This is a genomic window from Burkholderia sp. BCC0322, assembly GCF_902833045.1.
Lineage (GTDB): Bacteria > Pseudomonadota > Gammaproteobacteria > Burkholderiales > Burkholderiaceae > Burkholderia.
On record NZ_CADFDU010000001.1, the window covers coordinates 74,449 to 87,400 of the forward strand.

10 protein-coding genes are annotated in these 12,952 nt (G+C 66.8%); 5 read left to right on the forward strand and 5 right to left on the reverse strand.

All coding sequences use genetic code 11. The features are described 5' to 3' along the window. Positions 1-94: 94 nt before the first annotated feature. On the forward strand, positions 95-1,384 hold the full coding sequence (locus HWX39_RS00355) for a 4-aminobutyrate--2-oxoglutarate transaminase (protein WP_175965057.1): 1,290 nt from the start codon (positions 95-97) through the stop codon (positions 1,382-1,384). A 91-nt stretch (positions 1,385-1,475) separates the two neighbouring features. After that, positions 1,476-2,945, forward strand: coding sequence for an NADP-dependent succinate-semialdehyde dehydrogenase (gene gabD, locus HWX39_RS00360; protein ID WP_059665218.1), 1,470 nt, complete (start codon positions 1,476-1,478; stop codon positions 2,943-2,945). Between the two features lie 119 nt (positions 2,946-3,064). On the opposite strand, the gene HWX39_RS00365 is transcribed toward gabD, so the two are convergent. Both HWX39_RS00365 and HWX39_RS00370 read right to left on the reverse strand, forming a co-directional pair. Then, entirely contained in the window at positions 3,065-4,609 is a 1,545-nt protein-coding gene (locus HWX39_RS00365; protein WP_175965058.1) for a PAS domain-containing methyl-accepting chemotaxis protein, read from the reverse strand. Positions 4,610-5,023: 414 nt separating this feature from the next. Next, on the reverse strand, positions 5,024-6,568 hold the full coding sequence (locus HWX39_RS00370) for a PAS domain-containing methyl-accepting chemotaxis protein (protein ID WP_175965059.1): 1,545 nt from the start codon (positions 6,566-6,568) through the stop codon (positions 5,024-5,026). A 311-nt stretch (positions 6,569-6,879) separates the two neighbouring features. Between HWX39_RS00370 and HWX39_RS00375 the strand changes: the two genes are divergently transcribed. Next, positions 6,880-7,737 (forward strand): class I SAM-dependent methyltransferase, encoded by an 858-nt coding sequence (locus HWX39_RS00375; RefSeq protein ID WP_175965060.1) that lies wholly within the window; start codon positions 6,880-6,882, stop codon positions 7,735-7,737. Next, positions 7,734-8,294 (forward strand): N-acetyltransferase, encoded by a 561-nt coding sequence (locus HWX39_RS00380; protein ID WP_175965061.1) that lies wholly within the window; start codon positions 7,734-7,736, stop codon positions 8,292-8,294. Before HWX39_RS00375 ends, HWX39_RS00380 begins: the two co-directional genes overlap by 4 nt. A 196-nt stretch (positions 8,295-8,490) precedes the next feature. Here the strand turns inward: HWX39_RS00380 and pcaF are convergent, their stop codons facing one another. Next, positions 8,491-9,693 (reverse strand): 3-oxoadipyl-CoA thiolase, encoded by a 1,203-nt coding sequence (gene pcaF / locus HWX39_RS00385; protein WP_175952576.1) that lies wholly within the window; start codon positions 9,691-9,693, stop codon positions 8,491-8,493. Positions 9,694-9,920: 227 nt separating this feature from the next. On the opposite strand from pcaF, the gene HWX39_RS00390 reads away from it, so the two are divergent. After that, positions 9,921-10,709 (forward strand): IclR family transcriptional regulator, encoded by a 789-nt coding sequence (locus tag HWX39_RS00390; RefSeq protein ID WP_043180969.1) that lies wholly within the window; start codon positions 9,921-9,923, stop codon positions 10,707-10,709. A 279-nt stretch (positions 10,710-10,988) separates the two neighbouring features. Here the strand turns inward: HWX39_RS00390 and HWX39_RS00395 are convergent, their stop codons facing one another. Together HWX39_RS00395 and HWX39_RS00400 are read right to left on the reverse strand one after the other, a co-directional pair. Continuing rightward, the gene (locus tag HWX39_RS00395) at positions 10,989-12,104 is read right to left on the reverse strand and encodes a succinylglutamate desuccinylase/aspartoacylase family protein (protein WP_175965062.1); all 1,116 of its coding nucleotides are present in this window, start codon (positions 12,102-12,104) and stop codon (positions 10,989-10,991) included. Positions 12,105-12,163: 59 nt separating this feature from the next. Beyond that, positions 12,164-12,937, reverse strand: a complete 774-nt coding sequence (locus HWX39_RS00400; protein WP_175965063.1) for a transporter substrate-binding domain-containing protein — start codon at positions 12,935-12,937, stop codon at positions 12,164-12,166. Positions 12,938-12,952: the final 15 nt, after the last annotated feature.

The window sequence follows — 12,952 nt, forward strand, 5'->3', positions numbered from 1 at the left end:
TGGCTCTGATTACCAGAGCCAAATGTGATTATAGTCGCCTCCATGGGCTGCCAATGCGCCCGATTTTCTACTCACCGGAAAGAACATCAAGGAGATGACCGTGAAGAATGCCGACCTGCAGGCCCGCAAGAACGCCGCCACCCCGCGCGGCGTCGGCGTGATGTGCGATTTCTACGCAGCCCGCGCCGAGAACGCGGAGCTGTGGGACGTCGAAGGCCGCCGCTTCATCGATTTCGCCGCGGGCATCGCGGTGCTGAACACCGGCCACCGCCACCCGAAGATCGTCAAGGCGATCGCGGATCAGCTGAACAACTTCACGCACACCGCTTACCAGATCGTCCCGTACGCGTCGTACGTCGAGCTGGCCGAGAAGATCAACGAACGTGCGCCGGGCGATTTCCCGAAGAAGACCGCGTTCTTCACGACCGGCGCCGAAGCCGTCGAGAACGCGATCAAGATCGCGCGCGCCGCCACCGGCCGTCCGGGCGTCATCGCGTTCTCGGGCGGCTTCCACGGCCGCACGATGATGGGCATGGCGCTGACCGGCAAGGTCGCCCCGTACAAGCTGAACTTCGGCCCGTTCCCGGGCGACGTGTTCCACGCGCCGTACCCGAACGCCGTGCACGGCGTGACGACCGCCGATTCGATCAAGGCGATCGAGATGCTGTTCAAGGCCGACATCGATCCGAAGCGCGTCGCCGCGATCATCTTCGAACCGGTCCAGGGCGAAGGCGGCTTCAACCCGGCGCCGGCCGAATTCGTGCGCGCGCTGCGCAAGATCTGTAACGAGCACGGCATCCTGCTGATCGCCGACGAAGTGCAGACGGGCTTCGCGCGTACCGGCAAGCTGTTCGCGATGCAGCACTACGACGTGCTGGCCGACCTGATCACGATGGCAAAGAGCCTCGCGGGCGGCATGCCGCTGTCGGGCGTCGTCGGCCGTGCGGACGTGATGGACGCGGCAGCGCCCGGCGGCCTCGGCGGCACGTACGCGGGCAACCCGCTGGCCGTCGCCTCGGCACACGCGGTGCTCGAGATCATCGACGAAGAGAAGCTGTGCGAACGCGCGACGCAACTCGGCGACGTGCTGAAGGCGAAGCTGAACGCGCTGCAGGCGGACGTGCCGCAGATCGCCGACGTGCGCGGCCCGGGCGCGATGATCGCGGTCGAGTTCCTGAAGCCGGGCTCGGGCGAGCCGGATGCGGAGTTCACGAAGCGCGTGCAGGCGCGTGCGCTCGAGCGCGGCCTGCTGCTGCTCGTGTGCGGCGTGTACTCGAACGTCGTGCGCTTCCTGTTCCCGCTGACGATCCCGCAAGCCGTGTTCGACGAAGCGCTCGTGATCCTCGAGGAAGTGCTGAAGGAAACGGTCGGCGTGCCGGCCTGAGTTTCCGTCGACTTCTCAATTGAATGCGCCGCCGCCGTCTTTACGACGGCGGCGGCCGTTTTATCCGTCCTTTTCGAAGCAGGTGATTCACATGAGCACGGTTCAGGAAACCCTGGCACTGAAAGACCCATCGCTGTTCCGCCAGCAGGCGTACGTCAACGGCGAATGGCAAGGCGCGACGAACGGCGAGACGTTCGAGGTCCGCAACCCGGCGACGGGTGGCCTGCTCGGCACCGTGCCGGCGATGGGCGCGGCCGAGACGCGTCACGCGATCGAAGCCGCGAACGCCGCGTGGCCGGCATGGCGCAAGAAGACCGCGAAGGAACGCGCGGTCGTCCTGCGCAAGTGGCACGACCTGATGATGGAAAACGCCGACGACCTCGCGCTGATCCTCACCACCGAGCAGGGCAAGTCGCTGGCCGAGGCGAAGGGCGAGATCGGCTATGCCGCATCGTTCCTCGAGTGGTTCGCGGAAGAAGGCAAGCGCGTGTACGGCGACACGATCCCGACGCCGGCGAGCGACAAGCGCATCGTCGTGACGAAGGAAGCGATCGGCGTGTGCGCGGCGATCACGCCGTGGAACTTCCCGGCGGCGATGATCACGCGCAAGGTCGGCCCGGCGCTCGCCGCAGGCTGCCCGATCGTCGTGAAGCCGGCCGAGGCGACGCCGTTTTCCGCGCTCGCGATGGCGGTGCTGGCCGAGCGCGCGGGCGTGCCGGCCGGCGTGTTCAGCGTCGTCACGGGCGACCCGAAGGCGATCGGCGGCGAACTGACGTCGAACCCGATCGTGCGCAAGCTGTCGTTCACCGGCTCGACGCCGGTCGGCCGCCTGCTGATGTCGCAATGCGCGGCGACGGTCAAGAAGGTGTCGCTGGAGCTCGGCGGCAATGCCCCGTTCATCGTGTTCGACGATGCCGACCTCGACGCGGCCGTGCAGGGCGCGATCGCATCGAAGTACCGCAACAGCGGCCAGACCTGCGTGTGCACGAACCGCTTCTACGTGCATGAAGCCGTGTACGACCAGTTCGCGCAGAAGCTCGCGGCAGCCGTCGGCCAGCTGAAGGTGGGCCGCGGCACGGAGCCGGGCGTCACGCAGGGTCCGCTGATCAACGAAGCGGCCGTGCTGAAGGTCGAGGCGCACATCGAGGACGCGCTCGCGAAGGGTGCGACCGTCGTGACGGGCGGCAAGCGCCACGCGCTCGGCCACGGCTTCTTCGAGCCGACCGTGCTGACGGGTGTCACGCCGGCGATGAAGGTCGCGAAGGAAGAGACATTCGGGCCGCTCGCGCCGCTGTTCAAGTTCGGCAGCGACGATGAAGTGATCCGCCTCGCGAACGACACAGAGTTCGGCCTGGCCGCGTACTTCTACAGCCGCGACATCGGCCGCGTGTGGAAGGTTGCCGAAGCGCTCGAATACGGGATGGTCGGCGTGAACACGGGCCTGATCTCGAACGAAGTCGCACCGTTCGGCGGCGTGAAGCAATCGGGCCTCGGCCGCGAAGGCTCGCACTACGGCATCGACGACTACGTCGTGATCAAGTACCTCTGCCTCGCCGTCTGACGTAACGGTTCAGGGCCCGTCGCGTTAACGGCAGGCCCTGACCGCCCGGCCGGAACCGGGCGGTCCGACGCGGGCCGGCGTCCCTCTCCGTCGTGCCCGCGTCATCTCTTCCGGCGCGCTCACCGAAACACGTTCACCGCCTCCACCAGCCGCGTTGCCTGCTGCTTCAGGCTCTCCGACGCTGCCGTGCTCTGCTCGACCAGCGCCGCGTTCTGCTGCGTGATGTTGTCCAGATGCACCACCGCCTGGTCGACCTGCGCAACCCCGGTGCTCTGTTCAGCCGTCGACGAGCTGATCTCCGCGATCAGGTCCGACACGCGCTTCACCTGCGTGACGATGTCCTCCATCGTCTTGCCCGCGCCGTCGACGATCCGTGCGCCCGATTCGACGCGCTCGACGCTCGCGCCGATCAGCGTCTTGATCTCCTTTGCCGCATTCGCGCTGCGCTGCGCGAGCGCCCGCACCTCGCCGGCAACCACCGCGAAGCCGCGCCCCTGATCGCCGGCCCGCGCGGCTTCGACCGCCGCGTTCAGCGCAAGGATGTTGGTCTGGAATGCGATGCCGTCGATCACGCCAATGATGTCCGAGATCTTCCGCGAGCTGGCGGTGATCTCGTTCATCGTCGCGACCACCTCGCTCACCGCCTGCCCGCCGCGCCCCGCCGCTTCGCTCGCGGACACCGACAACTGGTTCGCCTGCAGCGCCGTCTCCGCATTGCTCGACACGGTCGCCGTCATCTCGGCCATCGACGCGGCCGTCTGCTGCACGCTCGTCGATGCCTGCTCGGTGCGTGCGCTCAGGTCGTTGTTGCCCTGCGCGATCTCGTTGCTCGCGCGCTGCACGTTCAGCACCTGTTCGCTGACGTCGTCGACGAGCCAGCGGAACATCAGCCCGAGCTGGTTGATCGTGCGCAGCGTCATGCCGATCTCGTCGACCCGATTCATTCGCACGCCGCTACGGCTCTCGCCGGTCGCCACGCGCAACGCCTCGTCGCGCAACTGCATGAGCGGGCGCGCAATCTGCGCATCGAGCCACAGCCCCGCAGCAGCCGCAGCGCCGGCCGTCACCGCCGCGAACGCCGCGAGCCCGCCGCCGGCCAGCCCGCACGCCCACCCGCCGGCCACCACGACCGGCGCGAGCACGCACAGCGACAGATGAAGCCGCGCGCGCACCGACATCGTCTGGAACAGCGACGTTAAACCGGCCACGCCCTTGCGGACGATCAGCCCCTTGTGAAAATGCCGGTTGCCGGCCCGCCCTTCGCGGAAGTCCTTGTAGAGCGCCTCCGCAGCCGCGATCTCGTCGCGCGTCGCCTTCGTGCGCACCGACATGTAGCCCTTCGGCTCGCCGTTGCGCATCACCGGAATCGCGTTCGCACGCACCCAGTAGTGATCGCCGTTCTTGCGGCGGTTCTTCACGAGCGCGGTCCACGGCTCGCCGCCCTTGAGCGTTGCCCACATGTCGGCGAACGCCTCCTTCGGCATGTCCGGGTGGCGCACCACGTTGTGCGGCTGACCTTCGATCTCTTCGGGGGAAAATCCGCTGACCTGGATGAATGCCGCGTTCGCGTAGGTGATGTAGCTGTTCGCGTCGGTGGTCGACATCAGCGTCGCGTCATCGGGAAAATCGAATTCGCGTTGCGTGACGGGCTGGTTGTTGCGCATGGTGTGGAGCTCCGGGTAACGGATCTTGCGTCCGCTTGGCGATTGATTCGCGACCCCGCGCATTTCGGTCTATCCGCATGCGCATTGGTCTGACACCTGCGCTTTCGGCACATTCCACGAAAACATGATGGTGTATTCGGGAAAATATGCATTAAAAATGCACAATCTTTCTTTTATCAAACAATTTGTTTATTGGTGAAACTAAACACCAGATCAGGCAACGGTTTGGCGGCCATTCGTCTGATCATTCGGCGTAATTTATCCAATCTCCGGTCGATGCATACACGCAAAATATTAAATACGAATACTTCTCGTTTGGTGCATTTTTGATTGAATGGAAAACCTGAACGCGTATTGCGCGCGTCAAATACGATGCATGGATCGGGCGCGCACATTGCGTGCGCGCCCTGACGATCACCGGAACACGTTCACCGCATCCACGAGACGCGTCGCCTGCTGCTTCAGGCTCTCCGACGCCGCCGTGCTCTGCTCGACCAGCGCCGCGTTCTGCTGCGTGATGTTGTCCAGATGCACCACCGCCTGGTCGACCTGCGACACGCCGGTGCTCTGCTCGGCCGTCGACGAGCTGATCTCCGCGATCAAATCCGACACACGCTTCACCTGCGTGACGATGTCCTCCATCGTCTTGCCCGCCTCGTCCACGCGCCGCGCGCCCGACTCGACGCGCTCGACGCTCGCGCCGATCAGCGTCTTGATCTCTTTCGCCGCATTCGCGCTGCGCTGCGCGAGCGCCCGCACCTCGCCGGCGACCACCGCGAAGCCGCGCCCCTGTTCACCTGCGCGTGCCGCTTCCACGGCCGCGTTCAGCGCAAGGATGTTGGTCTGGAATGCGATGCCGTCGATCACGCCGATGATGTCGGCGATCTTGCGTGAGCTGGCGGTGATGTCGCTCATCGTCGCGACCACTTCGCCCACCGCCTGCCCGCCGCGCCCGGCCGCCTCGCTGGCCGACATCGCGAGCCGGTTCGCCTGCAGCGCGGTCTCCGCGTTGCTGTCGACGGTCGCCGTCATCTCGGCCATCGACGCGGCCGTCTCCTGCACGCTCGACGCCGCCTGCTCGGTGCGCGCGCTCAGGTCGTTGTTGCCCTGCGCGATCTCGTTGCTCGCACGCTGCACGTTCAGCACCTGTTCGCTGACGTCGTCGACGAGCCAGCGGAACATCAGCCCGAGCTGGTTGATCGTGCGCAGCGTCATGCCGATCTCGTCGACGCGGTTCATTCGCACCCCGCGCCGGCTTTCACCGGTCGCGACGTTCAGCGCCTGCTCGTGCAGCCGCTTCAGCGGACGCACGATCTGCGCATCGAGCCACAGGCCGGCCGCCGCCGCCACGCCGACCGTCACGCCGGCAAACGCCGCGAGCCCACCGCCGGCCAGCCCGCACGCCCAGCCCGCGCCGACGACCGCCGGGGCGAGCACGCACAGCGCCGAATGCACGCGCGCGCGCACCGACATCGTCTGCGACAGCGACGCGATGCGCAGCAGGCCCGTGCGGATCACCAGCCCCTTGTGGAACCGGCGCTGGCCGGCCTTGCCTTCGCGGAACGCGCGATACAGCGCATCGGCGGCCTCGGATTCGTCGTGCGGCGCCTTCGTGCGTACCGACATGTAGCCCTGCGGCTCGCCGTTGCGCATCACCGGAATCGCGTTCGCACGCACCCAGTAGTGATCGCCGTTCTTGCGGCGGTTCTTCACGAGCGCGGTCCACGGCTCGCCGCGCCTGAGCGTCGCCCACATGTCGGCAAACGCTTCGCGCGGCATGTCCGGGTGGCGCACCACGTTGTGCGGCTGGCCGACGAGTTCCTCGTTCGTGAAGCCGCTCACCTGCGCGAACGTCGTGTTGGCGTAGGTGATGATGCTGTCTGCGTCGGTCGTCGACATCAGCGTGACGTCGTCGGAAAAATCGAATTCCTGTTGGGTAACGGGCTGGTTATTGCGCATGCAAGGCTCCGAAAAGCGGATCTGTCGTCCGCGCCGCGCTGACTTCACGCTCAGTAGCCGAAAAACGGTTTATCGCTTTACGACAGTCTTCATCGTACTGTCGGCATATTGGGGAAAAACCTTACCCTTTCATCGCATAAAATATTCAATTCGGCTGCCGCCATGATTTCGATCAAATAATCCGGAAATAATCTCGGCGCGTGTCCATCCGCATGTCACGCCGCGCTGCACGGCATGTCATTGCCGTCAGCCGTTGCACGCGGCGAAACGATTCCGTTTATCCTGCTCCATTCAATCGGCATTCGAATTCGATGAAAAAGGCATTGCACGAACTGAATCGGCTGTCCTGGAATACGGCGACAGTCGCACATAACAGTCACAAGGGCGACCAGGCCGCGTACTTCCGCGACGGCGGCTCGACGCTGTTTCCGGAAGAACGCGAACTGCTCGGCGACATCCGCGGGCTGCGGCTCCTGCACCTGCAGTGCAACGCGGGGCAGGACACGCTGAGCCTCGTGCGCGAAGGCGCGGATGCGACGGGCGTCGACATCTCCGACGAAGCCATCGCGTTCGCACGGCAACTGTCGGCCGACGCGGGCCTGCCCGCGCGTTTCGAGCGCGCCGACGTGCTCGACTGGATGCCCGAGGCCGCCGCGCGCGGCGAGCGCTTCGATCGCGTGTTCACGTCGTACGGCGCGATCTGCTGGCTGTCCGACCTGAACGCGTGGGCACGCGGGATCGCCGCGCTGCTCGCGCCGGGCGGCCGTTTCGCAATGGTCGAGTTCCATCCGTTTGCGCTGGTTTTCGACGAACGCTGGAAACCGCACTACGACTATTTCAACGGCGACGCGACCGAAGAGCCGACAGGTGTCGGCGATTACGTCGCCGCATCCGGCACAGGGCTCGGCGCGCTGCACGACCATCCGGGCGTCGTCGATTTCGCGAACCCGCATCCGAGCTACGAGTTCATGTGGGGCATCGGCGAAGTCGTGAACGCGCTCGTATCGGCCGGGCTCGCGATCGACCGCCTGACCGAATATCCGTATGCGAACGGCTGGAAGGGCTTCGACGGCATGCGCGAGCTGGATGGCCGCCGGATGGTGCCGCCCGACGGCATGCCGCGCCTGCCGCTGATGTATGCGATCGCCGCGCATCGGGAGGCCGCATGACGCGCCGCACCGCCGCCGAGCGCGACGCACTTTCCGCCCGCCTGCTCACGCGCGACGAGGTGCCACGCGTGTGGACCATCGACCGGCGCGAGATCATCGAACACCTGTATGTGCTGCGCGACGGCGCGCTCCATCTCGTTCCCGACTTTTACGACGTCGCGGGCTGGCCCGACGGCGAAGCCGACCACTACACGCCGATCCTGCTCGACTGCCACGATCGCGGCGGCTGGTGCCTCGGCATGTTCGACGGCGCACGGCTCGTCGCGACGGTCGTCGTCGACAGCGAGCCGCTCGGCCCGCACCGCGACATGCTGCAGTTGAAGTTCCTGCACGTGAGCCGCGACTGGCGCGGCTGCGGGCTCGGCGAGCAGCTCTACCGCGCGGCCCGCGAGCAGGCGCGCGCGATGGGCGCTGCGCGCCTGTATGTGTCGGCCACGCCATCGCAGAACACGATCGACTTCTACCTGCGGCTCGGCTTCACGGTCAGCGCATCGCCCGACCCGGCGCTGTACGCGCTCGAGCCGGAAGACATTCATCTGGAAGGACCGACCGCCTGACGCACCGGCACGCGGGTGAAGAAGCGTTCGCGGACACCGGGATCGACGCGCGCGATGCGCGCCTCATGCGATTGTCGCAGGCCGGATAACGACGATGCGCGGCACGAGAAGCTCGTGCCGCGCATCGATTCGGAAACGCTAATGCGGTCAAGCAGCGAAGCAGGCCGTGCCCGGCCGCTTCGCCACGAGACGCGGGTCAGACGCGTTCGATCGCGATCGCGATGCCCTGGCCGACGCCGATGCACATCGTGCACAGCGCGAAGCGGCCGTTCGTGCGATGCAGCTGATACATCGCGGTCGTCACGAGACGCGCGCCCGACGCGCCGAGCGGATGACCCAGTGCGATCGCGCCGCCGTTCGGGTTCACGCGCGGATCGTCATCGGCCACGCCGAGCATGCGCAGCACCGCGAGACCTTGCGATGCGAACGCCTCGTTCAACTCGATTACGTCGAACTGGTCGATCGTCATCCCGAGCCGGGCGAGCAGCTTCTGCGTGGCCGGCGCGGGGCCGATGCCCATCACGCGCGGCGCAACGCCGGCCGTCGCGATCCCGAGCACGCGTGCGCGCGGCGTCAGGCCGAAGCGCTTCGCGGTGGCTTCGTTCGCGAGCAGCAGCGCGGCGGCGCCGTCGTTGACGCCCGACGCATTGCCGGCCGTCACCGAGCCGTCCGGGCGCACGACACCCTTCAGCTTCGCGAGCGTTTCGAGCGACGTCTCGCGCGGATGCTCGTCACGCGACACCACCACCGGATCGCCCTTCTTCTGCGGAATCGTGACCGCAACGATTTCCTCGGCGAGCGTGCCGTCCTGCTGCGCACGCGCGGCCTTCTGCTGGCTGCGCAGCGCGAACAGATCCTGATCGGCGCGGCTGATGTTGTAGTCGACCGCGACGTTCTCGGCCGTCTCGGGCATCGAATCGACGCCATGCAGCTGTTTCATCAGCGGATTGACGAAGCGCCAGCCGATCGTCGTGTCGTAGATGTCGGCCTGGCGCGCGAATGCGCTCGCGGCCTTGCCCATCACGAACGGCGCGCGCGTCATGCTCTCGACGCCGCCCGCGACCATCAGCGCGGCCTCGCCGGACTTGATCGCACGCGCGGCCACGCCGACCGCATCCATCCCCGAACCGCACAAGCGGTTGATCGTGGAACCCGGCACGCCCTGCGGCAGCCCCGCGAGCAGCGCCGACATGCGCGCGACGTTGCGGTTGTCCTCGCCGGCCTGGTTCGCGCAGCCGTAGATCACGTCGTCGATCGCCGTCCAGTCGACGTCGCGGTTGCGCTCGACGAGCGCCTTGAGCGGCACCGCGCCCAGGTCGTCGGCGCGCACGCCGGACAGTGCACCGCCGTAACGCCCGATCGGCGTACGGATCGCATCACACAGAAAAGCTTCGGTCATCAGTGTCTCCGGTCCCAGGACAGGCTGGGGAATGAACAGGTCGCGCCCCTTGCATTGCCCACCGGGATGCGCTTAAATGTTCTATATACGAACATAAGATCGTGTATCGAACGTTCAACGCATCATAGGGAGTGCGGGGACGACCTGTCAAGCGCCCGGTCCGCCGTGCGGTTGGCGTGTCGGGCCCCATGCGCTATCTTCTCGGCTGCACGATATTCCAGGCGCTCATGACAACCGAAGACACTCAGACGAAACCCGGCGACTCCTATGTGCAGTCGTTCGCGCGCGGCCTCGCGGTGATCCGCGCGTTCGACGCGGCCCGTCCGGAGCAGACGCTCACCGAGGTCGCGTCGGCCACCGGGCTCACGCGCGCGGGCGCACGCCGGATCCTGCTCACGCTGCAGACGCTCGGCTACGTCGAAGCCGACGGCCGGCTGTTCCGGCTCACGCCGAAGATCCTGGAACTCGGCTTCGCGTACCTCACGTCGATGCCCTTCTGGAATCTCGCCGATCCGGTGATGGAGCAGTTGTCCGCGCAGATCCACGAGAGCTGCTCGGCGGCCGTGCTCGACCGCACCGAGATCGTCTACGTGCTGCGGGTGCCGACCCGCAAGATCATGACGATCAACCTGTCGATCGGTAGCCGGCTGCCCGCGTACTGCACGTCGATGGGCCGCGTCCTGCTGTCCGCGCTCGACGACGCCGCGCTCGACGAAACGCTCGCGCAAAGCGGCATCCGCGCGCATACGCCGCGCACGATCACCGACCTCGGCGAACTGAAGGCGGCGATCGCACAGGTGCGCCAGCAGGGCTGGGCCGTGGTCGACCAGGAACTCGAAGTGGGCCTGATGTCGCTGTCCGCGCCGATTCGCAACCGGCGCGGGCAGATCATCGCCGCGATGAACATCAGCGGCAACGCGCAGCGGCATACGGCGAAGCAGATGGTGAAGGAGTTTCTCGGGCCGCTGCAGCAGGCCGCGCAGACGGTGTCGGAGCTGGTCGCGCGGCGCGGATGAGCGAAGGGGCGCGCGTCGCGCGCGGTGGGCCGCGCCTGCACGGCGCCTCCCCCGCGAACCCGGCCAACATCCGGCTCGATGGCCGTATCGGCGACACCGCGATTCCCGAAAAAAAGACGGGCGGCACCCGGCCGCCCGCTCAATGCTCTGACTCTGTTGCAACGTTCTTCTCACGGAACACGGAGCAAACTCCGCGCGACACAATTTAGTGACGCGCGCAAACCCGGTCAATTTGACAAGAACGAAATTACGTCGCACACCGGTAGGACACCGCGCCGCTCATGCACCGAGCAACATCCCCTTGCGCACCGGCACCGTGCCCGTCACGCGGCCGAGCGGCGCACCCGCCGTCACGAAACGGATCGCGCGGCGCATGTAGAACACGCCGTCGGTGCCGCTCGAGATCGTCGTGATCGCATCCGTCAGCGGATCGACGATGTCGAACAGCGGATCGCCGGCGCGGATCGTCGCGCCGATCGCTGCGCGGTGCACGAGTATCCCGCTCACCGGCGCGTAGAACTGCTCGCTGCCCGCGAGCGGCGTGGCCGGCGCGGCGAGCGGCGGCAGCGGCGCGCGCTCGCCGTGCACCGCGCCGCGCCACACGAGATAGTCGACGAGCGCATCGGCATCGCGTTCCGCATGTTCGTACGTCACGTCGCGCTGGCCACGGCACTCGACCGTCACGGCCACGGTGCCGGCCGCCATCGGCGTGCCTGCCGGCAAGTGCTGCCGCAATTGCGACCACATCAGGTGATGCGCATCGTCAAACGCGTGCCCGCCCGAATCTTCGGCGAGCAGCGACACCGCCGCGCCGAGATAACGCGCGAGCGGCTCGACCTCCGGCCATGCGGTGTCGCTCGTGTACACGTGCATCACGGCTTCGAGCGAACAATGCAGGTCGATCACCACATCGGCGTCGAGCGACAGTTTCAGCAGCGCCAGCTGCAGCGCATCGAATTCGGTGCGCGGCGCGATCTGGTCGAGCGCCGCGCCCACGCATTCGCGCACGATCGTGCGATTGCGTTCGCCGTCGTCGCCGAGGCGGTCGCGCGCACGCGCGGCGATCTCCGCGAGCGGCAGGAAGCCGCGATTGAAGTTGCGGCCGCTCGCAAGATCGAAACGGCCGACGAACTGCCCGAGCAGATGATGATTGAGGCCGACCGGGTTCGCGACCGGCACGAGCACGATCTCGGCCGCGAGCCGGCCTTCGGCATCGAGCTGCGCGAGCCGCTGCTTCAGCACGAACGCCGCGAGCATCGCGGGCGTCTCGTCCGCGTGCAGCGCGGCCTGCAGGTAGATCTTGCGGCCGGTGCCGGCCGGCCCGAAATGAAAGCTCGTCAGCGTGCGCTGCGTGCCGAGCGACGGCGACAGGAGCGGCGTGGTGCGAATCTGCATCGATGGTCTCGAACGGATGAAAACGGGGAAGCGGGTGAAAACGGCAGCAAGCGCGGCGCTCAGTCGCCGTACGGGTTGAAGTCGAAATACTGCTTCGCGATCCGCTCGTACGTGCCGTCCTTCAGCATCGACGCAATCGCGCCGTCGATCGACGCCTTGAGCGCCGTATCCGACTGCCGCATGCCGATGCCGACACCGCGATCGCCCATGTCGAGCGGCGCGCCGACGAACGCGAAGCCCTTGCCCTTCGGCGTACGCAGGAAACCGTAGTCGGCTTCCACGGTGCCGAGCAGCGCCGCATCGAGGCGGCCGTTGGCGAGATCGGCGAACACGTCGTCCTGGCTCTTGTACGGCACCACGCCCACGCCGGCCGGCGCCCAGTGCGCGAGCGCCCACGATTCGAACTGCGTGCCCGACTGCACGCCGACGTGCTTGCCCGCGAGCGACGCGGCCGTGCTGTCCACACCGCTCCCGGGCCGGGCGACGAGCCGCGACTTGAAGCGGAACAGCTTCGACGAGAACAGGATCTGCTTCTCGCGCTTCTCGGTGATCGCCATCGACGACAGGATCGCGTCGATCTTGCGCGCCTGCAGCGCGGGAATCATCCCGGAGAATTCGAGCTCGACCCACTGGCAGCGCAACTGCGCGCGGCGGCAGATCTCGTTGCCCAGATCGACGTCGAAGCCCTTCAGGCTGCCGTCGGGCGCCTTCGAATCCATCGGCGGATAGGTCGGATCGATGCCGAGGCGCACCGGGCGCGCATCGAGCGCGTGCGCGGCGCTGGCCGCGAACGCAAGGCACAGGGAAACGAGCGGAATGAGGGTGCGTTTCATGGTCGACGAAGGGCG

Bases quoted from the DNA above. Each gene is read 5' to 3' on its own strand.
- HWX39_RS00355 (WP_175965057.1), top strand. From the start codon at position 95: ATGACCGTGAAGAATGCCGACCTGCAGGCCCGCAAGAACGCCGCCACC.
- gabD (WP_059665218.1), top strand. From the start codon at position 1,476: ATGAGCACGGTTCAGGAAACCCTGGCACTGAAAGACCCATCGCTGTTC.
- HWX39_RS00365 (WP_175965058.1), bottom strand. From the start codon at position 4,609: ATGCGCAACAACCAGCCCGTCACGCAACGCGAATTCGATTTTCCCGAT.
- HWX39_RS00370 (WP_175965059.1), bottom strand. From the start codon at position 6,568: ATGCGCAATAACCAGCCCGTTACCCAACAGGAATTCGATTTTTCCGAC.
- HWX39_RS00375 (WP_175965060.1), top strand. From the start codon at position 6,880: ATGAAAAAGGCATTGCACGAACTGAATCGGCTGTCCTGGAATACGGCG.
- HWX39_RS00380 (WP_175965061.1), top strand. From the start codon at position 7,734: ATGACGCGCCGCACCGCCGCCGAGCGCGACGCACTTTCCGCCCGCCTG.
- pcaF (WP_175952576.1), bottom strand. From the start codon at position 9,693: ATGACCGAAGCTTTTCTGTGTGATGCGATCCGTACGCCGATCGGGCGT.
- HWX39_RS00390 (WP_043180969.1), top strand. From the start codon at position 9,921: ATGACAACCGAAGACACTCAGACGAAACCCGGCGACTCCTATGTGCAG.
- HWX39_RS00395 (WP_175965062.1), bottom strand. From the start codon at position 12,104: ATGCAGATTCGCACCACGCCGCTCCTGTCGCCGTCGCTCGGCACGCAG.
- HWX39_RS00400 (WP_175965063.1), bottom strand. From the start codon at position 12,937: ATGAAACGCACCCTCATTCCGCTCGTTTCCCTGTGCCTTGCGTTCGCG.